The 24408-nt window shown below is 34.4% G+C and carries 20 protein-coding genes and 1 pseudogene; 15 read left to right on the top strand and 6 right to left on the bottom strand.

What is annotated here, in order from left to right; all coding sequences use genetic code 11:
• Window positions 1-271 precede the first annotated feature (271 nt).
• From ACIQLB_RS02110 to ACIQLB_RS02090, 5 genes are all read left to right on the top strand, one after another.
• Window positions 272-1315, top strand: a complete 1044-nt coding sequence (locus ACIQLB_RS02110) for a Fic family protein (protein ID WP_400720277.1) — start codon at window positions 272-274, stop codon at window positions 1313-1315.
• A 548-nt stretch (window positions 1316-1863) separates the two neighbouring features.
• Complete coding sequence (gene hblC / locus ACIQLB_RS02105; protein ID WP_400720275.1) at window positions 1864-3177, top strand: hemolysin BL lytic component L2; 1314 nt, start codon at window positions 1864-1866, stop codon at window positions 3175-3177.
• A gap of 61 nt (window positions 3178-3238) precedes the next feature.
• Window positions 3239-4471 (top strand): hemolysin BL lytic component L1, encoded by a 1233-nt coding sequence (gene hblD, locus ACIQLB_RS02100; RefSeq protein WP_400720273.1) that lies wholly within the window; start codon window positions 3239-3241, stop codon window positions 4469-4471.
• A gap of 23 nt (window positions 4472-4494) precedes the next feature.
• Window positions 4495-5607 (top strand): hemolysin BL binding component B, encoded by a 1113-nt coding sequence (hblA, locus tag ACIQLB_RS02095; RefSeq protein WP_400720271.1) that lies wholly within the window; start codon window positions 4495-4497, stop codon window positions 5605-5607.
• 770 nt (window positions 5608-6377) lie between these two features.
• Window positions 6378-6773: a VOC family protein gene (locus tag ACIQLB_RS02090; RefSeq protein ID WP_400720269.1), complete on the top strand. Its 396-nt coding sequence runs from the start codon at window positions 6378-6380 to the stop codon at window positions 6771-6773.
• Between the two features lie 175 nt (window positions 6774-6948).
• Here the strand turns inward: ACIQLB_RS02090 and ACIQLB_RS02085 are convergent.
• Window positions 6949-7805: pseudogene (locus ACIQLB_RS02085) on the bottom strand (LysR family transcriptional regulator).
• Window positions 7806-8048: 243 nt separating this feature from the next.
• Here ACIQLB_RS02085 and ACIQLB_RS02080 point away from each other — a divergent pair.
• From ACIQLB_RS02080 to ACIQLB_RS02055, 6 genes are all read left to right on the top strand, one after another.
• Window positions 8049-9020 (top strand): DMT family transporter, encoded by a 972-nt coding sequence (locus ACIQLB_RS02080; protein ID WP_400720267.1) that lies wholly within the window; start codon window positions 8049-8051, stop codon window positions 9018-9020.
• An 836-nt stretch (window positions 9021-9856) separates the two neighbouring features.
• Window positions 9857-11566 (top strand): methyl-accepting chemotaxis protein, encoded by a 1710-nt coding sequence (locus tag ACIQLB_RS02075; protein ID WP_400720264.1) that lies wholly within the window; start codon window positions 9857-9859, stop codon window positions 11564-11566.
• A gap of 192 nt (window positions 11567-11758) precedes the next feature.
• A complete protein-coding gene (locus ACIQLB_RS02070; RefSeq protein ID WP_400720262.1) occupies window positions 11759-12730 on the top strand; it encodes a sensor histidine kinase in 972 nt (323 codons plus the stop codon).
• Between the two features lie 331 nt (window positions 12731-13061).
• The gene (locus ACIQLB_RS02065; RefSeq protein WP_400721654.1) at window positions 13062-14423 is read left to right on the top strand and encodes an ethanolamine ammonia-lyase subunit EutB; all 1362 of its coding nucleotides are present in this window, start codon (window positions 13062-13064) and stop codon (window positions 14421-14423) included.
• A 15-nt stretch (window positions 14424-14438) separates the two neighbouring features.
• Window positions 14439-15296 carry an ethanolamine ammonia-lyase subunit EutC gene (gene eutC / locus ACIQLB_RS02060; RefSeq protein WP_400720261.1) on the top strand — a complete coding sequence of 286 codons (858 nt, stop codon included), beginning with the start codon at window positions 14439-14441 and terminating at the stop codon, window positions 15294-15296.
• Window positions 15297-15328: 32 nt separating this feature from the next.
• A complete protein-coding gene (locus ACIQLB_RS02055; RefSeq protein ID WP_400720259.1) occupies window positions 15329-15793 on the top strand; it encodes an ANTAR domain-containing response regulator in 465 nt (154 codons plus the stop codon).
• 180 nt (window positions 15794-15973) lie between these two features.
• On the opposite strand, the gene ACIQLB_RS02050 is transcribed toward ACIQLB_RS02055, so the two are convergent.
• Window positions 15974-16900: a TIGR03943 family putative permease subunit gene (locus tag ACIQLB_RS02050; RefSeq protein WP_400720257.1), complete on the bottom strand. Its 927-nt coding sequence runs from the start codon at window positions 16898-16900 to the stop codon at window positions 15974-15976.
• 10 nt (window positions 16901-16910) lie between these two features.
• Window positions 16911-17909 carry a permease gene (locus ACIQLB_RS02045; protein WP_400720255.1) on the bottom strand — a complete coding sequence of 333 codons (999 nt, stop codon included), beginning with the start codon at window positions 17907-17909 and terminating at the stop codon, window positions 16911-16913.
• A 544-nt stretch (window positions 17910-18453) separates the two neighbouring features.
• On the opposite strand from ACIQLB_RS02045, the gene ACIQLB_RS02040 reads away from it, so the two are divergent.
• Genes ACIQLB_RS02040 through ACIQLB_RS02030 form a run of 3 tightly spaced genes read left to right on the top strand, consistent with a single transcriptional unit; the run spans window position 18454 to window position 19591 of the window.
• Window positions 18454-18726, top strand: coding sequence for a sigma factor regulator N-terminal domain-containing protein (locus ACIQLB_RS02040; protein WP_400720253.1), 273 nt, complete (start codon window positions 18454-18456; stop codon window positions 18724-18726).
• Complete coding sequence (locus tag ACIQLB_RS02035; protein WP_400720251.1) at window positions 18723-19313, top strand: anti-sigma factor C-terminal domain-containing protein; 591 nt, start codon at window positions 18723-18725, stop codon at window positions 19311-19313. The genes ACIQLB_RS02040 and ACIQLB_RS02035 overlap by 4 nt, the downstream gene beginning before the upstream one ends.
• Window positions 19295-19591: a hypothetical protein gene (locus tag ACIQLB_RS02030; RefSeq protein ID WP_400720249.1), complete on the top strand. Its 297-nt coding sequence runs from the start codon at window positions 19295-19297 to the stop codon at window positions 19589-19591. The genes ACIQLB_RS02035 and ACIQLB_RS02030 overlap by 19 nt, the downstream gene beginning before the upstream one ends.
• Before the next feature lie 311 nt (window positions 19592-19902).
• Here the strand turns inward: ACIQLB_RS02030 and ACIQLB_RS02025 are convergent, their stop codons facing one another.
• Window positions 19903-20868, bottom strand: a complete 966-nt coding sequence (locus ACIQLB_RS02025) for a DMT family transporter (protein ID WP_400720247.1) — start codon at window positions 20866-20868, stop codon at window positions 19903-19905.
• An 84-nt stretch (window positions 20869-20952) separates the two neighbouring features.
• On the opposite strand from ACIQLB_RS02025, the gene ACIQLB_RS02020 reads away from it, so the two are divergent.
• Window positions 20953-21525, top strand: a complete 573-nt coding sequence (locus tag ACIQLB_RS02020) for a helix-turn-helix domain-containing protein (protein ID WP_400720245.1) — start codon at window positions 20953-20955, stop codon at window positions 21523-21525.
• A gap of 232 nt (window positions 21526-21757) precedes the next feature.
• On the opposite strand, the gene ACIQLB_RS02015 is transcribed toward ACIQLB_RS02020, so the two are convergent.
• Together ACIQLB_RS02015 and ACIQLB_RS02010 are read right to left on the bottom strand one after the other, a co-directional pair.
• A complete protein-coding gene (locus tag ACIQLB_RS02015; RefSeq protein ID WP_400720243.1) occupies window positions 21758-23419 on the bottom strand; it encodes a methyl-accepting chemotaxis protein in 1662 nt (553 codons plus the stop codon).
• Window positions 23416-24390 carry a BMP family lipoprotein gene (locus ACIQLB_RS02010; RefSeq protein ID WP_400721651.1) on the bottom strand — a complete coding sequence of 325 codons (975 nt, stop codon included), beginning with the start codon at window positions 24388-24390 and terminating at the stop codon, window positions 23416-23418. The genes ACIQLB_RS02015 and ACIQLB_RS02010 overlap by 4 nt, the downstream gene beginning before the upstream one ends.
• Window positions 24391-24408 lie beyond the last annotated feature (18 nt).

Raw genomic sequence — 24408 nt, 5'->3', positions numbered from 1 at the left:
ATAATATTCCGATATTTAATAAGTCTAATGTCTAACGTCTATATTTACGATACATTCACTTTATGAAATAAATAAGTGATTTCAAAGTCCGTATTAACTTTATACAATAATTTGAATAATAATTTAATCCTCTTTCTTTAGAAAGTAAAAGCTCTATTTAAACCGGATGTTATTTGAATAGTAATACTCGAATAACATTAGGAAATCCTAAAAAAAAATAAAAAATTATTATTGTAATAGAGCATTAAGAGATAGTAACAGGAGGAACAAAATGAGAAATTTTTTCGAAGATCCGTACATAAATATTGAGCAACAACAAATAAACTTAGTCAGTGAAATTAGTGAGTATAAAGGAATGTTGACCGCTTATAAAGAGCAAAGACCTGATATATTCACTAGCCTTGAAAAAGCTATACCCCTACAATACATAAAAAACTATATTTCAGTTTATGAGGATATAAAAGTTTCAAATAAGAGATTAAAAGAACTTATTTTAGATGATATGATACCCCAATCCATTTCGGAAGATGCAATATTTTGTTTTTATGAAACTTTGACTCTTGTACATAAAAAGTCTTGTACTTTTTCTATCAGTCCAGATACTATACAAGAATTGCATTTTCAATTAATTCATTATAATACCTCTGACGGTGCAAAATGGCGCCAAAAGCCATTCTCTATCCCTGGACTTCCTGAAAAAGGGATGCATACGATTTGTTATCGTCCTTTTCCACCTGAAAATATTCCACGAGCTGTTGAACAATTATGCAACCAGTACAATTTATTAAACCGTAAAAAAGAGGTACCTACACTTATATTGATAGCTCGTTTTATATTGAACCTTTATTGCATAATTCCTTTTAGTCAAGGCAATGGTAGATTAACACTTATGTTCATGCAATTACTATTAGTAAAAAGCGGACATACATTTGTAAAATATGTTTGTTTAGATGAATATATAAAGAAAAGAGAATCAGAATACTATGAAGCCATATTTAAATCATCGGTTAATTGGTATTGTAATGGGCATAATATAAGCTTCTGGTTAAAAGAGTTCTTAATTATTATTTTAGAGGCTTATAAAGATCTACATAGTAGAGTACAGGATTCTATATGTAAACATACTAAGGTAGAGCGAATTCAGAATTTTATTCATAATCAAAAACAACCTTTTACAAAAGAATGCATTCGAAGCATTTATCCAGATATAGCTGAAAGTACTATTAGTAAAGCTTTAACTGATTTGCAAATATTAGGTGAAATAAAACTTATTTCAAAAGGGAGAAATGCTCACTGGATGAAAGTCCAATCTTAATCTACACTTTTTCAGGTCGAGGCTAATCAGCTTCTACTAAACAAATCAATAATCTACTCTAAGAACCAATTGCCAATCTTTAATCGGCAATTGGTTCTTTAGTTTTCTATCTAAATAGGGAATGGAAAGTTTTCCGTCAATAAAATAGACCAACGAAAGTATTCATTTCGCCTTTCTATCACAATAAAACACAAATGACCAATATGTATAAATTTTGAAGATTAATTTTTTATTCCATTGGCAAAAATATGTCAATATTGCGACCCCAACTTGCTGATTTCCACCATATAATGACACTTTCATTTTAATTTTGCTCATATTAATCTATTTTAAAATCAAAAATACAGTGAAAATAAATCATTTTGCACATAAAATAGATTAATTTCACTGCAATTTGCTAAAAAATGTGACTATACCTAAAATTTACATTATAGGAAAGTGTAAATTATTCTAGCAAGAATCTTTCCTAAAACTAGAAGTATATTGGGGGTCTTAAAAAGTAATTGCATAAATTATTTTAAAAAATATCATCTAAGGGGGTAAACAAAATGAAAAAGAAAATAATTACAGGATTAATGTTGACGTCCATTGTTACTACAGGGGCTATTCCTATACATACTTTTAAAACGCCTATAGTTCAAGCAGATATTCAAGAAGAGAACATGGCACTTTCCTCATCTTTAAGAAAATTAGGTGCCCAATCTAAATTGATACAAATGTATATAGACCAAACTTTAATAAATCCTAATGTACAGCTAGAGGAAGTACCAGCTTTAAATACAGAGCAATTTCTAATAAAACAGGATATGAAAGAATGGTCATCGGAACATTATCCAAAGTTAATGCTAATTAATTCAAAAAGTAAAGGATTTGCCACTAAATTTCAAAACTATTATCCAACATTAAAAGGATATGTAGATAATAAGGACGATAAAGAAGGTTTTTTAGATAGATTAGAAGTCCTTCAAGAAATGGCTATGACGAATCAAGAAAACGTGCAACTTCAGATTAATGAATTAACAGATCTTAAATTACAGCTTGATAAAAAACTGAAAGATCTCGATGCTGATGTGACAAAAGCTCAGGGAGTACTAAGTTTAGAGGGAACAGGGAAGATAGACAAGCTTAAAGATGAATTACTAGATGCTAAAAAATCAATTCAAAATGATTTACAACAAATAGCATTTCTACCAGGGGCTTTAAATGTACAAGGGCTTAAAATATTCCAAGAGATATATAGTCTTGCAAAAGATATTATTGAACCGGCTGCTCAAACAGTAGCGACAGCTTATAACAAAGGAAAAGAAATTAATAAATCTATTTTAGAAGCAGAGGAAAAAGCGGAGCAAGAAGCAAAAGAAAAGGGTAAATCTGCTTTAGAGATTGAAGCTGCCAAAAAAGAAGCTCGTGAAGCAATTGAGGAAAATAAAAAAGGTGAAATTGCTGCAGCTGCAGCTACAAAAGCGAAAGAGTATGACCTTATGAAAGCAATTGACCCAGAAAGAATCAAAAAAACATATAGTACTTTCGCTGAAGTAAATAATCTAAAGGCAGAACAACGAGTATTTTTAGATGATTTGGAGCAACAAAATCAAAAATTATATGATTTAACTACGAAACTAACGATAGCAGATTTACAAAAATCAATGCTTCTTCTTATGCAACATGATTTGCATACATTTACTAGCCAAGTGGATGTAGAACTTGACCTATTGAAACGCTATAAAGAAGATTTGAGTTTAATAAAAAATAGTATCACCAAATTAAGTGCTGATACTACTAACAATTCGTCTCAAAAAGATACATTAAGACGATTAAAAAATGTAATAGGTCAACTAGAGGAACAAGCTGATAAATTTTGATGTTCGAAAATTTATGAATTTGAAATTATAAAAATCTATCAAAGTTTGGGAGGAGAATACTATGAAGAAATCACCATTTAAAGTATTAACCGTGGCCACTTTAGCAACGGTTATAACCGCAACAAACAGTAGCACTATTCATGCACTTGCGCAAGAACAGATCACTCAGGAACAGAAAATAGGAAATTATTATGCATTAGGACCTGAAGGACTAAAAAAAGCGTTAGCTGAAACAGGATCTCATATTCTTGTAATGGATTTGTACGCAAAAACAATGATTAAGCAGCCGAATGTAAATCTATCCAATATAGATTTAGGGTCAGAAGGGGGAGAATTAATCAAAAATATTCACCTTAATCAGGAATTGTCTAGAATCCATGCGAATTATTGGTTAGATACGGCGAAGCCAAAAATTCAAAAGACAGCACGTAATATTGTAAACTATGATGAACAATTTAATAACTATTACGACACATTAATAGACACTGTACAAAAGAAAGATAAGGAAGGCTTAAAAGAAGGTATAGGTGATTTAATCAGTACAATTAATACAAATTCAAAAGAAGTTACAGAAGTAATTAAAATGTTAGAAGCCTTCAAAACAAAACTGTATACAAATACTATAGATTTTAAAAATAATATTGGTGGTCCAGATGGGAAAGGTGGATTAACGGCAATATTAGCGGGAAAACAAGCATTGATTCCACAACTTCAAGCTGAAATTGAAAATCTACGCTCCACTCAAAAGGCACATTTTGACGATGTATTAGCATGGTCAATTGGTGGTGGATTGGGAGCAGCTGTTTTAGTTATTGGAACTATTGCAGGAGGAGTAGTCATTGTTGTGACTGGCGGAACAGCGACACCGGCTGTTGTAGGCGGACTTGCGGTTCTAGGTTCAGCTGGTATTGGTTTAGGAACAGCAGCTGGTATTACGGCATCTAATCATATGAACTCCTATAACGAAATTTCTAATAAAATCGGAGAATTAACGATGAAAGCCGATTCTGCTAATCAGGCAGTTATTGCACTTACTAACGCCAAAGACACTTTGGCATATCTGTATCAAACAGTGGATCAAGCGATAATGTCTCTGACGAATATTCAGCAACAATGGAATACAATGGGGGCAAATTATAAAGATTTATACGATAATATCGATGAAATGCAAGAACATAAGCTCACTTTAATACCTGATGATTTAAAAGCTGCAAAACAAAGTTGGAATAATATTCACCAAGATGCAGAATTTATTGCAAAAGACATTGCCTTTAAACAAGAAGAAAAGAATTGAAATACAGATAGGAGGAATATAAAATGAATAAAAAATCTCTTTACAAAGTACTCGCTGTATCCACGTTTTTAACCTTGACAACAACTTCTGTCATCTCTCCAGTAGCAGCATTTGCAGAGACAAGTAAGATTGAACAAACTAACAATAGTGATATGTCTCTTTCAGCAAACGAAGTGAAGATGAAAGAAACCTTGCAAAAGGCGGGGCTTTTTGCAAAATCAATGAATGCCTATTCTTATATGTTAATTAAGAATCCAGATGTCAACTTTGAAGGAATTGATATTAAGGGCTATCCAGATTTACCCGGTAAAATTGTACAAGATCAAAAGGATGCAAGAGCACATGCCCTTACATGGGATACAAAAGTAAAAAAACAGCTGATAGATACATTGACAGGTATTATTGAATACGATACAAAATTTGAAAATTATTATGACATAATTGTAGAGGCCATTAATACAGGAGATGGAGAGACGTTAATAGAAGGAATAACAGATTTACGAGATGAAATTCAACAAAATCAAAAGTATGCACAACAATTAATAGAAGAATTAACTAAATTAAGAGACGCTATTGGACAAGATGTTAGAACATTTGGCAGTAACAAAGATCTTTTACAGTCGATTTTAAAAAACCAAGGGGTTGCAGTTGAGGATGATCAAAAGCGACTAAATGAAGTTTTAGAATCAGTAAACTACTATAAAAAATTAGAGTCTGATGGAATGATAACAGTATTTGTACCCTCTATTCCTACGTGGATTGCTGGTGGTATTATGCTGGGGATAGCAAGAGATCAATTAGGTCAATTAGAACCGTTATTAGCACAATTAAATCAGACAGTTGATTATAAAACAACATTAAATCGTGTAGTTGGAGTAGCACATAGTAATATTAGTGAGATGTACAATGCACTAGATGATGCTATTAATGCTCTTACTTTTATGTCTGCACAATGGAATGACTTAGACTCTCAATATTCGGGCGTACTGAGACATATCGAGAATGCATCTGAAAAAGCGGAACAAAATAAATTTAAATTTTTACTACCTAACTTGAAATCAGCTAAAGACAGCTGGAGAACATTAAAAGTAGATGCAGACACATTAAAAGCAGGGATAAAAGAGTTGAAAATATAACCTATTTTCAATATATATTACTTAAAAAACTATAATAGAAAAGTGATTTGGGGAAAATTCATTTTCCAAATCTGCTTTTTTATTTCATTTTTAGACTGCTTTCTTGCAATTAGAACACTTTCTTAGCAACTAGTGTAGTGCTTACATATCTAACATAGACCCGTAACGTGGTACAGAAATATTTTAATGTAAAATTCGTTTAGGCCAGACAGTTATTTTCTTTCATCATAACTAACTGCACAGTAGAAGGCTAGGCTTTTTTAGATATAGTAATAACAAAAAGTTATGACAGGCTAAATTTAGTGGATACAGAAGAACGTTAAAATCCTTATTATCAAAAACAAAAACTAAGAAGGAAGGAGAATTTTATTAATCTGTCCCTATTGCATATTAGGCTAGTAGAATAGACTGGAGGAAAGCTACAGGTTGATGATTAGAAGAAAATTGAATTTAAAAGAAAAGGGCTTATATACTGACATGTCAGTTTGTTTCTTTTTTAGTGACAACATTGAAGGTATATCTTGGTATAGAGGAGATCGATATTTCTTTTCAATAACTCTTTCATGATAATGAAATTATTATTGAATGGGATTAAAAATAGAAGACACGTCCTGTCTCGGTTAAAATATTACTTACTATATTGTGTTCTTGACTCTATTCTATATTCAGAATAATTTATTTTCCTTCCACGTGATAATACTATATATTAATTTTAGTTAGACACAGTTAATTCCAGTAAGAGTTAATGCTTTAATAACTAGGAGGATATCATGGGAAGATTAGTTCATTTTGAAATTCATGTAAGTGACATGGAACGTGCAAAGAAATTTTATGGAGAGGTATTCGGATGGTCATTTCAAGACTGGAGTGATTACGCAGGAATGCCTTACTTTGGGACAGTGACTGGCAATGAGGACGAGCTTGGAGTCAATGGTGCTTTAATGCAACGTCAAGGTGCTTCTCCGGAACCAAACCAAGCTGTAAATGGATTTGCTTGTACAATAGGTGTAGAAAATTACGATATAACGGAAGCTAAAATTATTGAGAATGGCGGCAAGGTTGCAATGCCGAAATATGCTCTTCCTGGAATGGCGTGGCAGGGATACTATATTGATACCGAAGGCAATGTATTCGGAATTCATCAGCCTGACAAAAATGCAAAATAGCACAATAGATTAGGTTGTCTGCATCTTTTCTAGCCAAATATAATTAACACAGATTAGCACAGAACGCTTGGTACTAAAAACCAAGCGTTTTTTGTCACTTCACTATTTTTTATCAATGAATGTACCCTTTAGACACTGTTAAAGATGATTGGCAGAAGAAAAGACGAGGAAATGATTATATACGCTGATGTTCAGCAATTGTTTTTAAAAAACATTTCATCGAATTTGTCATATATGCATCTTTTCGTCGTATAAAGACGGTTGAAATCGTACCGTATTTTTTAGGAATTGGATGACAATATACCTTGCCTGTTGTAGAAAGATGTTCGGCAGCCGATTGTGGTACAAGTGTAACGCCAAGACCAATTGCAACACTGTTTAAAATTGTCTCTAATATATTAAATTCCATGATTCTTTTTGGCAGTAAACCCTCATCTTTGAGCCAGAGTTCTAGCTTGGATCTATATCCGCAACCTTGATTAGAAACAAGGATTGGTGTAGACATAAATTCTTCTATACGAAAGGATTTGTTTTGTGATAGGAGAACGAGGTTTTCGGTATATACATCATATTGTTCTAAAATGGGATGTTTAATTGGTCCGGTTATAAAAGCCCCATCTAATTGGTGATCCGCTACTTCTTTGATAAGCTCCTCAGTTAAACCAGCTTGTAGTGTTAAGTCGACATTAGGATACCCTTTATAGTAAGATGCTAGAATGGTTGGTAAGATACTCACTGTTTCGACTGTACCGATTTTTAATGTACCAGTTGGTGTATCACTATCTAAAAATACTTGTTTCATTTCCTCGACATCCTGCAAAATTTTATTAACATAAGCAAGCATTTTTCGCCCTTCTGGATTTAATGTCATCCCTTTTTTATGGCGGTAAAAAAGAGGGGTATTAAGCTCCTTTTCTAATAGCTTAATACGTCAGTTACATTGGATTGTACATAATTTAATTCTTTTGCAGCATGGCTGACGCTTTGGTGATTTGCAACGCTTTTAAAAATCTGTAAATCTCTCAGTTCCATCGATCTTCCCCCTTAAAAACTATCATTATAAATGATAGTTAATATCACTTTCAATCATTTTACGTGATGTATTTTCTTTTTTATAATTCTCATTGTGACATTTAACTTCTTTCAGCGGGTGTTCCAAGTACCCGCTGAAATAGAGGAACTCAGTCTAAGAACGCCACGTCCTGTGGCAACGACTGATGACCAACATCATGCCGAGGCATAATTTATAGGGTTGTATAGAAACGAGGAAAAGCAGTGAGAAAAAGTCAAATAATAGTAGGCATGATGGCATGTTTAATAGCAAGCATGTCATGGGGAGCCATGTTTCCAGTTGCAGATCATGCACTAGAATATATAAATCCGTTCTATTTTTCAACGATTCGATATGGGGCAGTATCGATTGTATTAGTTATTTTATTATGGATGAAAGAAGGTAAAAAAGCGTTTCGTTTAGAAGGGAAAGGTAAGCTGCTCGTCTTTTTTGGCACCATGGCGTTTACAGTTTACAACGTGCTTGTTTTCTTAGGCCAAATGTTAATGGGGAAATCAGGTATTATGGTAGCGTCGATTATGGAGGCACTCATGCCGATGATTTCGATTGCTATTCTATGGGGGTATAAACATGTGAAACCGAAGAAGTATATGATTAGCAGTATGATCATTGCATTTGTTGGAGCTATTTTTGTTATTACAAAAGGCGATATGAGTTTCTTTCTTACACTGAAACATAATCTAGTCTCGCTCGCATTCATTTTAATTGGGGTTATAGGATGGGTTATTTATACAATGGGCGGTCAAACTTTTAATGATTGGTCTACTCTCCGCTATTCTACTTTAACATGTGTATTTGGCACAGCTGTAACAGGTATCATCACAATGATCATCACGATGCAAGGCTATGTATCAGTGCCAAGTGCGGAAACGATTTTTGCTATTAAATATGATTTATTGTTTATGATGACACTGCCAGGTATAGTGGCATTGCTTAGTTGGAATTATGGTGTAAAAATCTTATCATCCATTAATGGAATTTTATTTATTAATTTTGTTCCAATTACTACATTGGTCATTATGATGATACAAGGATATAACTTAAAAATCTTTGATATAGCAGGAACTCTACTTGTAATTTCAGCTCTTATTTGGAATAACATATGTCAGCGTAGGGAAGAAAACAAGAATCCGCAGGTTATACAAGAGGAAGAAGAATTACGGCAGGCTGTTTAATATTAGAAGATTTATGATTTTCTTTGCTGGCGCAATTGCCTTCTAAACATTAGATTAAGCTTTTTTAGTACAATATGTTTCATCAAACGATTAAACTTATATAAGAATAATTCAATTGGGCATGTTTTAATCAGTTTTCGATTTAAAACACGCTCTTTATTTGTTCCTTTACCAAGGTTAATTATTGTCCAAATATTTTTTAAAAGTAATATACAGTTATGTAGTTTTAGAAATAAATCCATTATAGTAGAAGACAAGGGGGAGGACATTAAAGTGCTATGACAATTGCACTGACGTCATATGGCTTGGATATCAGTCAAACAATGAGCAAGGTATTATTGTGGGTTTTGAAGAGGTTGGAATGGCTCTTTGAGAAATGTTTTTCATTAAGATTTCTAAGAGAGTAATAAATAGAAAGGGGATTTCCTAAAAGTCTGCAAATGACTTATAGGGCATCCCCTTTCTTTAGAAAAGATTAAAATCGTTTCTGAAGAGCTACTTGTAAAAAAATATAGTAATATAGACTTATTTACTCAATTGTATTTTTTGTCGAATTTTTGTCGATTTTTTTGTTCAAAAATACCGAAAAATGTCGTAATATTGTGAATAGTATGGAAAATAGTTTTTTTAATGTTATGGGGAGGGGCTATAAGCTAGGTTATCAGAAAAACGAAAAGAAAAGTAAATATAATGAAAACATAGGGTTAAACAAGACAAGCAGGTTAGCCTCCATGTTGTAAACAAACATGGAGGCTCTCTCCCTTGATAATGTACGATTCATTGTCTTTCATTAAAAAGGGCACTAAAAATTGAATTTATAAAGGGGCGTATTAACCATGCTACGTAATCTATCCATATTTAAAAAGTTAGTCCTATTAATGTTTATAGCCATTTTAACAGTTGGTATTATCCAAGTGAATGGATATATCACAATGAAATCTTTGGAGAATAATACAGAGAATATTTTTAAAAACCGCCTAGAACCAAGTATAGTTTTAACTGATTACAGGCTTAATAATCGGGCCATTGTTTCAAATATGTATCGTTCTTTCCTTTTTACAGATGAATCATCTATTAAACAAATTAATGATGAAGTAAAGAGTGCTTTTGAAGAGAATGCAAAGAACCTTCAAATACTTAAAGAAACCGATTTGAAATCTGATGAGGATAAAATAATAAATGAATTGATTCAGCAATATCCAAGCTTTAAAGAAAATATGGAGAAAGTTTTTCAACTAAGTCTTGCCAATAAGAATGAGGAAGCAATAAATCTCTTTAATACAAGTGCCAAGCCTGTATTTGACGAATTTATGTCAAAAGGTTTAAAGCTGACAGAATTGAATAAAAAATATGCAAGTACATTGAATATGGAAAGTAAAGCTGATGCAAGTGAAGGTATCACGACCTCTCTAATCATTTCAATTGTATTAGGAATTCTGTTTGTGGCAATCGGTTTTATAGGTGTACGAAAATATATAATTTCTCCAATTGAAAAATTAAAATTTGCTGTTCAACGAGCGGAAGCTGGAGAATTAAATTTTAGTGTAGACTATGATTCAAAGGATGAACTAGGCGTCTTAACATCTTCATTTAGCCATATGATTGCTCAATTACGAGATCTAATTGATCAGGTGAAACAATCATCCGAACAGATGGCAGCATTTTCGGTTGAGCTTTCGGCAAGTGCGGAACAAACGAGTGAGGCAAGTGAGCATATTGCGTCTGTTACGTTAGATGTGGCAAGCGGCTCGGACGATCAAGTTAGAACAATTATAGAAACATCAGATGTTGTTAATTCTATGGTACAAGATGTTCAAACAATAGCTAAAAATTCTACTAACGTTTCAGATGCTGCTATCCAAGCGGAACAACTTTCAGTGGATGGAAATGATGTTATTAAAACTGCTGTTCAACAAATGAGTTCTATTCAAACTTCTATTGGTAATCTAAGTAATGCAATTAGTGGTTTAGGTGAGCGTTCGGCAGAGATCGGTCAAATTGTTGAAGTTATTACAGGTATTGCAGCACAAACCAATCTACTGGCATTAAATGCAGCGATTGAAGCGGCAAGAGCAGGAGAACACGGAAAAGGCTTTGCGGTCGTTTCGGAAGAAGTGCGAAAATTGGCCGAAGAATCTTCTGTATCGGCACAGAGAATCTCTGAGTTAATTACAGGAATTCAAATGGAAACGAATAGAGCAGTAGATTCTATGCAATTCACAACGAATGAAGTGGAAACAGGTATTAACAATGTAAATATCGCAGGTGAATCCTTTAAAAAAATTCAACATGCCATCAATGAGGTATCTGTTCAAATTCAAGGAGTGTCTTCATCAGTACAACAGATGGTTACAGGAGTAGATCAAATGACCAATTCTATGGAACAAATCAATGGAATTGCCCAAAGTTCTGCAGAAGGAACACAAAATATTTCAGCGGCTACAGAAGAGCAGTTGGCCTCCATGGAAGAAATTACTGCATCTACTTCGGCACTTTCTAAAATGGCGGAAGATTTACAAGAAAAAACGAATATGTTCAAAGTATAATGATGACGAATTGTTATATTAAGTGTGAAAGTGCAGCTCAGAGGTAAAGAGGCTGTTCAAAAAAGCCTGTTATTTAAGGATAGTAGGTTTTTTTGTTTACATATTATGGAAAGAGAATTTTATATTATAATTGCAACAACGAAATGTTTTAATTGAAAATTTAATACTTTTAGAGAAAGGGAAGCGCATATCATGATGGGAATTTTAGATTTAAAACGATTTACAAGTTTATCAAATGAACAGTGTGAAATTATTTTAGGTGTGGCCCAAAACCTTCAAATAATAGCTGACCTTTCTCAGGCAGACATTTTTATTGATTGTCTTTTGGAAGAAGATAACGCATCTTTAATTGTAGCTGAAGCACAGCCTACTACCATTGCATCTTTGTATAAAAAAAGTATGTTAGGGCAGAGAGCATATGAAGAGATGGAGCCGGGTGTTTTATTTAGTTTAAAAACCGGGAAACCGATTTTTGGATCAAGAGGGATTACGGAAGAGCGCGGAATTATGCAACAGGATATTATTCCTATAAATGACCAGCATGGGGAGACTATTGCGGTATTAATTAAGGAAAGAGATATCTCACAGGTAGTGCAGAACGAAAGAAATATAGAGCAGCTTATGAAAGCGACTAATAGTGAAGACAAGCAACGTGTATTTCAAGCCATTGTCGTTCAGGAAATCCATCATCGCGTTAAAAATAATTTACAGGTTATTTCTAGTTTGCTGCGGTTACAAATGCAACGCACTCACTCGGAAGAAGTAGCTGAGGTATTTCACGATAGTATATCTCGTATATCTAGTACGGCTTTAGTACATGATTATTTGGCACAGCGTGGAATTGATGAAGCGGATATTAAACTATTAATACAGCAAATTTCTACTTTGCTAGTTTCCTCGTCCATTATTCCAGGTCAACATATTACTGTGTCTGTTGAAGGGGAATCTGTATTCTGTCCTTCAGATCAAGCAACAGCCATTGCATTGATTGTTAATGAGTTAGTTCAAAATAGCATAAAACATGCTTTTCCTTCACAAAATTACGGGAAAATTGCTATAAATTCGAGGCAACGAAAGCAAATGGTTACGATTACAGTAACGGATGATGGATGTGGAATTGGTGATCCTTTTTTTATAGGCGATCTGTCATCTTTAGGATTGTAGCTTGTAGAAATGTTAGTTGAAGAGAAGCTACAAGGAGTTTTTTCATTTCCTATTTCTGAGGAAGGAACAAAAGTTTCAATAACCTTTCCGATAGTATTTACCGAAGTTAATTAATACTAAATGACACTAGGTCTCCTAAATTAATCTTATTCATGTTGTTATTGTTTTCGAACTATTTACAAAATATTTGCTAGTAGTGTAGAATGAATTAAAATAATAACTGAGGCAAAGGCGCCTTTCACGCCCGAAGAATTTTTCTTCAGGGATAAGTGAAAGCGCTTTTTTTTTCGTTTGATTGTAATCTTTAGCATATAAAAAGGGGTGTTAAATGATGAAATTGTCTTGTGTAGTAAAAGGGACTCATTATACGTTTTCGTCGGTAAGGGAGGTACTTGCAAAAGCTAGTGAAGCGAAGTCTGGGGATGTGATGGCGCGTGTAGCAGCGGAATCATCACTTGAGCGCATGGCAGCAAAAGTAGTACTTAGCGAGATGCAGCTGAAAGAAATTTATGAGAATCCGGTTATTCCGTATGAGATCGATGAAGTTACACGCTTGATTTATGATGATATTAGCGACACGATTTACAAGGATATTCAAAGTTGGACTGTCGGTGAACTGAGAAATTATATTCTGTCATCTGATACAGGCACAGATCAATTATTGAAACTTTCAAGGGGACTAACAAGTGAAATGATTTCTGCTGTTGCTAAGATGATGTCGAGCCTTGATCTTGTTCTTGCTTCACAGAAAATGAAATATCAAGCACATTGCAATACTACAATTGGAGAGCCTGGCCGCTTAGCATTTCGTTGTCAGCCAAATCATCCGAATGATGTTCCAGAAGGCATCTTGTATTCAATAAAGGAAGGGTTGTCCTACGGAGCAGGTGATGCCGTAATCGGAATAAATCCGAATGTGGATACGGTTGAATCCGTCAAAAAACTTTTGACACTTTCACATGAATTTATTGAGAAATGGCAAATTCCAACTCAAAATTGTGTTTTGGCCCATATAACAACACAAATTGAAGCTTTAAAGCAGGGGGCACCTATCGCTCTTATGTTTCAAAGTTTAGCAGGTACACAAAAAGGGAATGAAGCATTCGGTATATCTAAAAAAATTCTTGATGAGGGTTATGAAATGATGGCCCGATACGGTACATCTGCAGGTCCAAACTTTATGTATTTTGAAACAGGACAAGGTTCGGAGGTATCTTTAAATGCTGATTCTGGGGTAGATATGCAAACCCTTGAATCAAGAAGCTACGGTTATGCACGTCACTGGAAGCCTTTCATGGTTAATACCGTTTCTGGCTTTATTGGACCGGAGACACTATATGATGGACGCCAATTAATTAGAGCGGATCTTGAAGATGGATTTATGGGGAAATTGCATGGCTTGCCAATGGGAATTGCTCCAACTTACACAAACCATATGGATGCCGATCAAAATGATCAGGAAGTTGCCGGTATCATAACAGCAGTTGCCGGAGCGAATTTTTACATGGGGGTACCAGGTGGAGATGATGTCATGCTGAATTATCAAGATACGAGTTATCACGATGATGCTAGTTTGCGTGAGATTCTGGGCTTACGACCACTTCGGGAATTTGAAAAATGGTTGGAGAATATGGGCTTAATGAAAAATGGGAAGTTGACAAAACGTGCAGGAGACTTATCAATTTTTGATTGAGGAGGGAGGAGCAAAATGGATATTCAAGAAATTGTTCAAAGAGTAGTGGAAGAAGTAAAGAAAAATATGAATTCGCCAAAAACTGAAACCAATCAAAATAAAGAAGAAATTATATATTTTCCAGAAGAACGTATAGAAGGGGTAGAGAAGCCGCATAACGCTGCATCTATTGAGCGTGCACAAAGTATTACACCTGCCCGTATCGGTATTGGTAGAACCGGAACGCGTATGTTGACGACGAGCTACTTACAATTTTTAATTGATCATGCAGCTGCGCAGGATGCTGTATTAAGAGATGTAAGTGATGATTTTCTTCAACATATGGATTTACACAAGCTGGAAACAAAAGCTAGTGATATGAAAACTTACTTAATGGATTTAGATGCTGGTCGAAAGTTAGCAGATGAATCTATTCAGTATCTTGAAAAAAACGGGGATAAAGGCAAAAATGTTCAAATTATTGTATGTGATGGATTGAGTTCCTCTGCGGTAGAAGCCAATGTAGTTGATTTATTACCTGCTTTAATACAAGGGTTAAAATTAAAAAATATAAGCGTCGCAAAGCCGTTTTTTATTAAACGAGGGCGTGTCTGGGTGCAAGACGAGGTAGCCGCTATTGTTAATTGTGACCTTGTCATTTCATTGATTGGTGAAAGGCCAGGTCTAAATACAGATGAAAGCCTGAGTGCTTACATGATTTATCGGCCAACTGAAAAAACAGTTGAAGCTGATCGGACGGTCATTTCAAATATCCATAAAGATGGACTGACTTCAGTTGAAGCTGGTGCCTATCTATCTGATTTAATCGAACAAATGCTTCATGCAAAATGTTCAGGAGTTACTTTTGCTCAACAAAGAAATTTAAATATGTAGTATTCTCCCTGTCCAGAAAGGTTGTGATGTTTATGAAAAAACGGATTCTAATTGTTGAAGACGAACCAATTATTAGACTGGACTTAAAAATGATGCTTCGGATAAATGGCTATGAGGTAGTCGGTGAAGCAGGAGATGGGGATCGAGCGATTGAACTTGCTTTTAAGTTAAAACCAGATCTTGTGTTAATGGATATTGAAATGCCAAAAATTAATGGTTTAAAAGCGAGCGAGGTTATTGGACGTCAGCTAGATATACCAGTGTTGTTGATTACTGCATACAGTCAAAAAGAATTTGTAGAAAAGTCTAAGCAAGATAATATTATGGGATATCTAGTTAAACCCGTTTCTGAAGCCAGCTTAATTCCAGCAGTGATGATTGCACTTCAACAAGCTAAGAGGACACAGACGCTAAAACATTCTTTACAACTAACACACGAAAAAATTCAAAAGCGAAAGATGATTGAACGAGCAAAAGGGCAACTTGATGGGAAATAATCATCTAAGCTGTAGGTATTTACATTAATCCAAAGTATTATTGTTAATACATCCGTTGTAAATAAACGGAAAATTCGCTTTTTTGATAGCGGATGGCAGATGATTGGTTTTAGCGAAAACAACACCAAAATAAAGAAGGCAATGAAGGTGATCCCTCGTTGCCTTCTTCTTAATAGTATGTTAAAAGCTTATGAGGATATCAATTGGATATAGATAAGGTTTTTCAGGCTCTTCTATTTTCACCCAATTATCCACTTTAATAACGGGTAAGCTTTCTCCATTGTATGTTGTAATATCGATTGTTCCAATTACTTCAATCCATGTATCATTATCTAGAGTATGGTTTTCTGGTAATTCTGCTAGAAAGCCTACTATACTTGCGTCAGCAATACAGTGAGTGATGAGAAATCTTGAAATAACCAATTGATTCTGAGGAAAGCTATCTTCATTTAAAACAAAACCTTTCAATTGTATCTTTTTTCCTAGATATTTTGATAAATCTTTATTAATATCCTCATAATAAATAGTGTAATCCTTATCTGTCATTTTAATAGTTTGATTTTGTGAGAGCTGTTGCTTTAAAAGTTCGTATTCTTTTTTAGGCATCTCCTGCCTTTCCTCCATCAACATTGGATCTTGAGCATGTTCGTCATATATATTTTCGTTAACGGTTTTATTTGAAGTGATATAGTCTTCTATTTTAGATGTTTTGGATTGTTTAGTGAGAATCAAAGAGGCTCCTTTTTTGTCAGCTATAGAAGCGTCCAGTACCTTTGCAGGCATAAAGAAACCAGTAAGTAATGGAGCAATGATAACTAGATAAGAAAATACCTTTTTTTTATTAATTGGTGAATCTCCGTGATCGTGTTGAGTACAACAAGCGTGTTCAGTACTGTGACAATGTTGTTTTTTAGTTGAAAAAGAAAAAATTCTTGTCACTTGAACAAAAAATAAAAGTAGGAATAAAATAGCAACTGTTTTACTTAAATTTTCGTATTTTGGATTAATAAATTTTGTTATTTCTCCAGTCCAATGTAGGTTGAAAATCATGGCAAAAAAAGCTAATAAAATGATAGCTCTTATTGCTTGTTGGAATTGAAATTTCATGTTTTCCCCCTTATATATAACTTGAAAGTATAAATAAACTAAAATAGACAACAGCAGCTATTAAAAGTAATAAACACATTACAAACTTAAAGCGAAATACACCTATCAACATAATTGTATTTTTCAGATCAATCATAGGTCCTAAAATTAAAAATGCTAGAATAGAAGGCGTGGAGAAAATAGCGCTAAAAGAAGCCCCTATAAATGCATCCGCTTCAGAGCAAAGTGATAAAATAAATGCTAATCCCATCATTACTACTATTGAAGAGGATACATCATTTCCTATTTCGACTAATGTTATTGTCGACACATACGTTTGTACAATTGCAGCTAAAAATGCCCCTATTATTAAATATTTTCCCATGTCAAAGAATTCATCTATAGAGTGTTTTAACATATTAAATAACTTTTTTATGAATGAAGTTTTTATTACGTCTTTACGTGACGAATCTGTTTGAATCCCTAGTTTGAATTGTGTCCCCTTAAAAAACAAGCTAATTATTAAAGATACTATAATAGCAATGAAGAAGCCTAAAATCATTCGTAGGCCTGCGATTTTTATGTCATTGCCAAATGCCATATAGGTAGAGAGAATAACAATCGGATTAATAAGAGGCCCAGTTAACATAAATCCTATTGCGGCATGGATAGGTACTCCTTTTGAAATCAGCCTTCTAACAATAGGTACTATTCCACATTCGCAAGCAGGAAATAATGCTCCAACAATGCAACTCATTAAAACTGCCATAAATTTATTTTTGGGAATCCACTTTTGAATATGATCTTCAGTTATAAAGATTTGAATAAATCCTGCAATAAGGACTCCGATTAGCACAAAGGGGAGAGCCTCTATTAAAATACTTATAAATATAGTATTAAGATTCTTAATGGAAGAAGCGATAGTCTCAAATGTCGAGTAGACTATTAAAAATGGTTGAATAAAGAATAAAAATAAAATGAAAATGAACCAAAAATTAAATAGATATTTAGGAATATGAAGACGTTCCACATGTACCTCCCTGAAGTTACTATCTTTTTAAACTGTAATGATTCCGTTTTAATATAAACTATGTAAATGGACAATTAGGTATTACACAATACATTAGTTTTTTGAAAGGTATATTAGTAAGTTAATAGTTGGTTATGATACCTAGTGAATTCAAATTGTCCTTTTTCTGTGACCGTTGGAAAAGTTTGTTGATCCTTATAAAAACAAGCGAAACGATGAATAAAGGAGGTTTAGCATTGGTTAAATACTTCTCATATTCTCGTATCACGTGTACGGCATAAACGTTTTAAAGAAACTCTTAAATACTATCCAAATGAATGAAATTGAAAAAAATCAAATTAGTGCAACTTTTTCTATTGATGAAACGAGGATAGATTGAAAGGTGGGAAGAGATGGACATTGAACAGCTTTATTTGATTATGAAAAATTAATAGCTAGCTCCAAAGCTGAAATTGCAAATGTAAAAGATCACAGTAAATTTCAAAAAGCTATTAAAAGGACAATTTTTACATCAAAATCGAAGCTGATTTTTGCAACTTTAACGATGATATTATTGATTGTGCCAATTAGTTTTATGATGACATTAATGTATTACGCCTTTGGTACAAAATCTACAACATTAATGGATGTAGCAAGTAAAACGTTGTATGTTACAGAGCCTAATACATCACTGGAAGAAATAGAGTTTGATATGTCCTTTACGCCATTTTCAATGAAGCTTGCTTTTGAGCAATATAAGCGTATAGGAGAGGAAGACTATAAACGAACACATATGATTTACGTTTTTTCCTTGGTAGCTTATCTAAAAAAGAAGTGACAACATCTTTAGAAAGAGTAGCGCCAAAACATCCAACAGAAACGAATCCTTGGTTAATACATCCTGAAAACAGGAATTTGAAGCTGGATACTGGTCGAGAATGGAGGGTGCTTAACGGTTTACCTGATGAAATTGTTGTGGAAGCTTATATTTCATTTAATGATCTTATGACAGTTAAAGAAGCTGAGGATGCAATGCCTAATGTCGATGTTGTGTGGGCTGCTGTCGATACCGGTGTAGAAAAAACAAATTTAAGCAAAGATGGCAACGTTGTTTCACCAATTGGCTATCCCGTGCAACGTAATAGTTCAACTTGGTCACCATTTCGAGATGCAGCATCAAATGAAGAAGTATTTAAAGATATTTTAAAGACGATGGAGAACCACGAGGAGCTTGCGACAGCGATATCTAGCGCGAAAAATTTAGCATTGCCGGAGCGTATTGCTTACATTAATAAACATGGTGTAAAGACTTATGGGGTTGTTGTAACAGGACCGAAAAAGGATGTTCTTGCATCATTAGAAAACAGAAATATTGTACGCTATTTAAAAGTAGGTGAGGTGAAATTATGGAACTGGTCACGTTAAAACGATTTGAAAAGGGATTCGTCACAGCTGGATGGTTTGGAGTCATTAGTGGCTTATGCCTACTTCTATTACTTAATATTACACTATTAACGAATATTGATATAACGATTAATAACCTCTATTTGTTAATTTATCTGACCGCTCCTCTTAACGTCCTTGCGTTATTTTCTAAAAAAAGTCGTTCATTAGGGCTATGGGGGTTAAGTATTGTATTATTTATTATAATCTTTACAGTAATTTTTTTCGGCTTAGGATGGATAGTAACGCCGTTTCCTTAAAAAACTATGCCTATTTCTCCCGTGTCGCAATAGGTTTGGAGAACCAATGGGGATTAAATAAAACGAGTAGTCGCCCGTAAATTCTTGGCTATCATCAAAGTTGTGATGACTTATGTTAAACATAATGGAGGCTGTTTGATTGTGGTTTAACTTTATAATAAGAAAAATCCCGAATATTGAGCGTTATTTGGGATTTTGTTTTTCTTATCTTGTGTTTTTAAACATCTTGATTTACAACTATAATTCTTTGTCAACATAAAAAAATAAGTAGCATTTTACACAATGTAAAAAGCTACTTGGAGAAAGGAAAACTAGGCTAGTTTCTTTTGTTTGGATACAGGAACAGTGCGATTTAAAATACTGTTAGCTATCATTCCAATCATGATAATAATCATACCGATTAAAGATAATCCAACAGGCCAAGAACCGTTTAAAAAAACGATTTCACCAAGAACAGTAAATACCATTGTTCCAGCTTGTGTTGCCTCCACTGCCCCTAATAAAGAAAGGTTATTTTTCGCTAAGTCAGTAGCGAAGAAAAATGTCATTGTGGCGATAACACCCGAACATAATGCTAATAAGAAACCTTGCATCATTTGCCCAGATGTTGGTATGCCAGTTGTAGTCCAACCATAGATCGCTAATATAATACTGACAGGAAGGCTGCCAATTGCCATGCCTAACACGCGTTGGAATGTATCTAAGCGACCAGCAACGACTTCCATCATTTTTCTATTACCGAAAGGATATAAGAATGCAGCGATAACTACAGGGAGGAAGCCAGATAAAAATTGAGAAACAGTAATATCTCCAGCTTCTGTTAATTGCATACAAATGACACCTGTTAAAATAAATAAGGCAACAAGTAAGCTACGCATAGGTATTTTACCGCGAACTCGTTTAACTCCGGACTTCGTCTCCAATGTAATAAAAAATAACGGAGATAATAACAAACCAGCTAAAATGGTTATTTGCCATGTACCTGCTACGAGCCATGCAGGATTAAATACAGCAGCATAGCTTAATAAGGAATAAAATCCAACCCCGGCTATTGTGCCATAACCAAGCCATGCCAAAGGATGTTTACGCATTTCTACCCATAGTGGACGAAGGTTTTTGCGAAATAGGACGATAAAGAATAAAATGGGTAAAGCGAATAAAAATCGGAAGGAAGCAGTCCAAGCCCAGCTTGTTCCTGATACGTTCATAACTCGGTTTATAATAAATGTAGCTGAAAAAAACGCTGATGATAAAATACCTAATAAGATAGCACGCATTTCGTTCGCTCCTTTCTAAATATATATTATAATATAATTATCTATATAAAAAGTAAACTATAATATACCGAAAGTAGGGTTTCTATGAAAGAACAAGAGGATATGCAAACAAAAGAAGTAATTCTGCAAGTTGGTCAACTGTTACGACAAATACGCAATGAACAGAAATTAAGTTTAGAAGAGTTAGCAAAAAAAACGGGTGTAAGTAAATTAACGTTAGGGAAAATCGAAAGAGGAGAAACGAATCCTACATTAGGCGTCATTTGGAAGATTACAAAAGGGTTATCTATTCCGTTGTCACGGCTTATGGTTATAGAAGATATAGTAAATGTTGCACGTTGCGGAGAAGGATTTATTATAGAAGAAAATCACATGTGGCGATTAGAGACTATATTTCGTTACAAAAAAGAAACAGGATTGGAAATGCATCATGCTTGTTTGCAACCGAATAGCATATATGAGGCAGAACCTCATCATGAAGGAGCTATTGAATTTGTAACAGTAATGAAAGGAAAAATTGCGATTCAAGTTGGACAAGAAATGTATGAATTAAACGAATTTGATTCTATTCAATTTGAAGCAAATCGAAAGCATAGCTATGAAAACACCGGAAATGAAGTAGCAGTTCTCCATTTAACAATGAAATATTTATCTTGAAATACGTTCATTTATATATTCGTCCCTATGATTCTATACGGGGGGCTTGTTACCACGCTTGAGCTGGAAGCGGTATTGGCAGAGCCAACAGTGGACAGGATCAATAGTTCTAATTGATGGTGGTTTACCTTTATAAATATTCCAATAAGAAAAATCCCGAATATTGAACGTTATTCGGGATTTTGTTTTTCTTACTTTTTGTTATTAATTACTCCTAAAGCTGCATTGATTATTACAATGTGAATTTTTTTAGCTCTACAGACAATGTATTTGTCATTTCTTGAAGTTCGGATACCTTTTCACTAATTTTTTGGAATGATCCTAACTGCTCTTGGGTAGAAGCGGATATTTCTTCTGTTCCTGCTGCTGTTTCTTCCGTAATAGCTGAAATGTTTTCAATGGCACTGTTCATTTGCTGGCTCATTTTGCTTGTTTGCTCCATATCCTTCTTAAGGTGCTGTAATTGATCATTAATGTCTAAAACATGCGTTGCAATCGACTCAAATGACTTTTCTGTATCGTTCATCGATTGTAATTGTTCTTTTGACAGCTGATGTCCATGCTCTGCCGTAGAAAGAATGAGCGTAATGCCATCTTGTATATGTGTCACCATCGAAGAGATTAAACTAGTCGCTTTTTCTGTTTCATGAGATAGTTTTTTGACTTCATTTGCTACAATGGCGAATCCTTTTCCGGCTTCTCCAGCACGTGCCGCTTCGATTGCAGCATTTAATGCTAAGAGATTTGTTTGATCAGCAATAGCGTGAACTGCATTAGCCGCTCCTTCAATTTCTGTTGTGAATTGAGAGAATTGAGTAACAGCCTCTTTAATGTTAATCGAAGTAGATGAAATATCCTTCGCAATAGAGGACTGCTTTTCTAGTGAACTACGACCGTTGTGAACAGCAGTTAGTGCTAGGTTACCGTTCACTGCTGATTGTTCACTTGTCTGCTGAACAGCAGTAAATTGATCTGCCATCGTATTCATAAGGATAGCAGTTGACTGGATATCTTCTGAAATAGTTAGGCTTCCTTTTGCCAATTCGTCAGTTGATGTAGCAATTTGTTTATTGCCTTCGTTAACGGTTTCAATATAGCTTGTGACATCTTTGGTAAATAGGCCAACATTTTTGCCTACATGATCAATTGATTGTACGGTGCTTTTTAAGCTAATAATCATTTTAGAAAAGTTCTCAGTCAGTTGATCAACTTCATTTCGACTACCTTTCTTATAGGGGAGGGAAGCGGTGTCAATTGTTAAATTCCCTGCAGCCACCAATTGTGCACAATCCACGATTCGGTTTATCGGATTAGTAATTCTTTTCGTTGCGACATATGAAAAAATGATAGTAGCAATAATTAGAAGGATACTGCCTATTATGGTTGTTGTGGTAATAAAAGAAATTTTTTGCGTTGCCAAATCATTCGTTTCTTTATACCATTCATTTGTTTCTTTTTTTAGTAGATACATATCGTTCAATATACCGGATATTCTGATTGCTTGTTTTTTTATCTCAGGACGGTTGTGAGCAAGAAATCCTGCTTCAGCAGCTTTTGCTAATGCGTCATATTTACCTTCGATTTTTTTGATGATTGCCTTATGCTCAGATATTTTTGCAATAGTTGAGAGCTTTTCTAAATTTACTTTCGTTTCTTTTAAAGTTGAAAGAGCTTCATTTTTATTGGCCTCACTATCTAAAAAAGTGTAATTGTTTAATGATTGGCTCGCTACAACTAAACTTTGTTCAAGTTCTTTCACTGCCAGTAACAGTTCTGTATCATCTTGAGCAGTTGTTTGTATATCGAATGTTTGAACAATAATAAAACCAATCATAGCCATTGCGAGGACAATGGGTATCAGTATGTTCATAAATAATTTTTTTCTTAGTGTCACTGGCTGTTCCCCTTTTCTGCAGTAACTTTTATTTTACCCGAAACAATATCTTCTTTTGCTTTCTCAATAGCAGACTGTTGCTCAGGTGTAAGTTTAATAACGCGTATATCCGCAAGTCCGACTCCATTATCAGCTAAACCGAATGACAACGATTTTTCGGAAATTTTCCCGTCCTCATCTAATGTTTTAGCAATTTTAAAAACAGCTTGGTCGACATTTTTTAGCATAGATGTTACGACAGTTTTTTCTGCAATGTAAAATTGATCAATATCAACTCCGGCCGCATATATGCCCATTTCTTCAGCTTTCTTAATGGCGCCAAAGCCTGTGAATCCAGCTGCATGATAAATAAAATCTACGCCGTTCTTTATGTAACGATCTGCGATTGCGCCACCTGCCTCGGTATCATCAAATGAGCCAGAATATTCACTAATAATTTCGATATTTGGATTAAAATATTTAGCTCCCTCAATAAAGCCGTTTTCAAAGTGATGGATAACCGGAATATCTACACCACCAATAAAACCTATTTTTCCTGTTTTACTCGTCATTGCTGCAACCATTCCAAGTAAAAAGCTACCTTCCTGCTCTTTAAAGGTGATGGAAGTGATATTTGCAACATCTGATTGCCCGTCAATAAGGACGAATTGTTGATCAGGATATTTCTTCGCAGTCTTTTCCAATGCCTCCTGTACAGAGAAGCCAAGACCAATAATGACGTTATACTTTTCTGCGACAAGTTCCTCTAGCTTCTGTTCGTAATTGCCATCAGGCGCCTCTTTATAATCAAATAAAATACCTAGCTCATCCCGTGCTTTCTCAAGCCCTTTAAAAGCTGAGTCATTAAACGATTCATCACCAAGCCCTGCATCTGAGAGCAAGATTCCTATTTTATAGTCATTTTTCGCTTTTTCTGTCGAAGCTGTTGAACAGCCTGCTATTAACAAAGCTATTAAACACAAGCCAATCATGAATTTTTTCAATTTATG

It is taken from the genome of Lysinibacillus sp. NPDC092081, assembly GCF_044755845.1.
Taxonomy (GTDB): domain Bacteria; phylum Bacillota; class Bacilli; order Bacillales_A; family Planococcaceae; genus Lysinibacillus.
Note: the sequence above shows the minus strand (reverse complement) of the source record. Positions and strands in the feature narration are given on the sequence as shown.

Bases quoted from the DNA above. Each gene is read 5' to 3' on its own strand.
- ACIQLB_RS02025 (WP_400720247.1), bottom strand. From the start codon at position 20,868: ATGCGTGCTATCTTATTAGGTATTTTATCATCAGCGTTTTTTTCAGCT.
- ACIQLB_RS02090 (WP_400720269.1), top strand. From the start codon at position 6,378: ATGGGAAGATTAGTTCATTTTGAAATTCATGTAAGTGACATGGAACGT.
- ACIQLB_RS02020 (WP_400720245.1), top strand. From the start codon at position 20,953: ATGAAAGAACAAGAGGATATGCAAACAAAAGAAGTAATTCTGCAAGTT.
- ACIQLB_RS02010 (WP_400721651.1), bottom strand. From the start codon at position 24,390: ATGATTGGCTTGTGTTTAATAGCTTTGTTAATAGCAGGCTGTTCAACA.
- hblC (WP_400720275.1), top strand. From the start codon at position 1,864: ATGAAAAAGAAAATAATTACAGGATTAATGTTGACGTCCATTGTTACT.
- hblD (WP_400720273.1), top strand. From the start codon at position 3,239: ATGAAGAAATCACCATTTAAAGTATTAACCGTGGCCACTTTAGCAACG.
- ACIQLB_RS02070 (WP_400720262.1), top strand. From the start codon at position 11,759: ATGATGGGAATTTTAGATTTAAAACGATTTACAAGTTTATCAAATGAA.
- ACIQLB_RS02040 (WP_400720253.1), top strand. From the start codon at position 18,454: ATGATATTATTGATTGTGCCAATTAGTTTTATGATGACATTAATGTAT.
- ACIQLB_RS02030 (WP_400720249.1), top strand. From the start codon at position 19,295: ATGGAACTGGTCACGTTAAAACGATTTGAAAAGGGATTCGTCACAGCT.
- ACIQLB_RS02050 (WP_400720257.1), bottom strand. From the start codon at position 16,900: ATGAAATTTCAATTCCAACAAGCAATAAGAGCTATCATTTTATTAGCT.
- hblA (WP_400720271.1), top strand. From the start codon at position 4,495: ATGAATAAAAAATCTCTTTACAAAGTACTCGCTGTATCCACGTTTTTA.
- ACIQLB_RS02055 (WP_400720259.1), top strand. From the start codon at position 15,329: ATGAAAAAACGGATTCTAATTGTTGAAGACGAACCAATTATTAGACTG.
- ACIQLB_RS02110 (WP_400720277.1), top strand. From the start codon at position 272: ATGAGAAATTTTTTCGAAGATCCGTACATAAATATTGAGCAACAACAA.
- eutC (WP_400720261.1), top strand. From the start codon at position 14,439: ATGGATATTCAAGAAATTGTTCAAAGAGTAGTGGAAGAAGTAAAGAAA.
- ACIQLB_RS02075 (WP_400720264.1), top strand. From the start codon at position 9,857: ATGCTACGTAATCTATCCATATTTAAAAAGTTAGTCCTATTAATGTTT.
- ACIQLB_RS02065 (WP_400721654.1), top strand. From the start codon at position 13,062: ATGAAATTGTCTTGTGTAGTAAAAGGGACTCATTATACGTTTTCGTCG.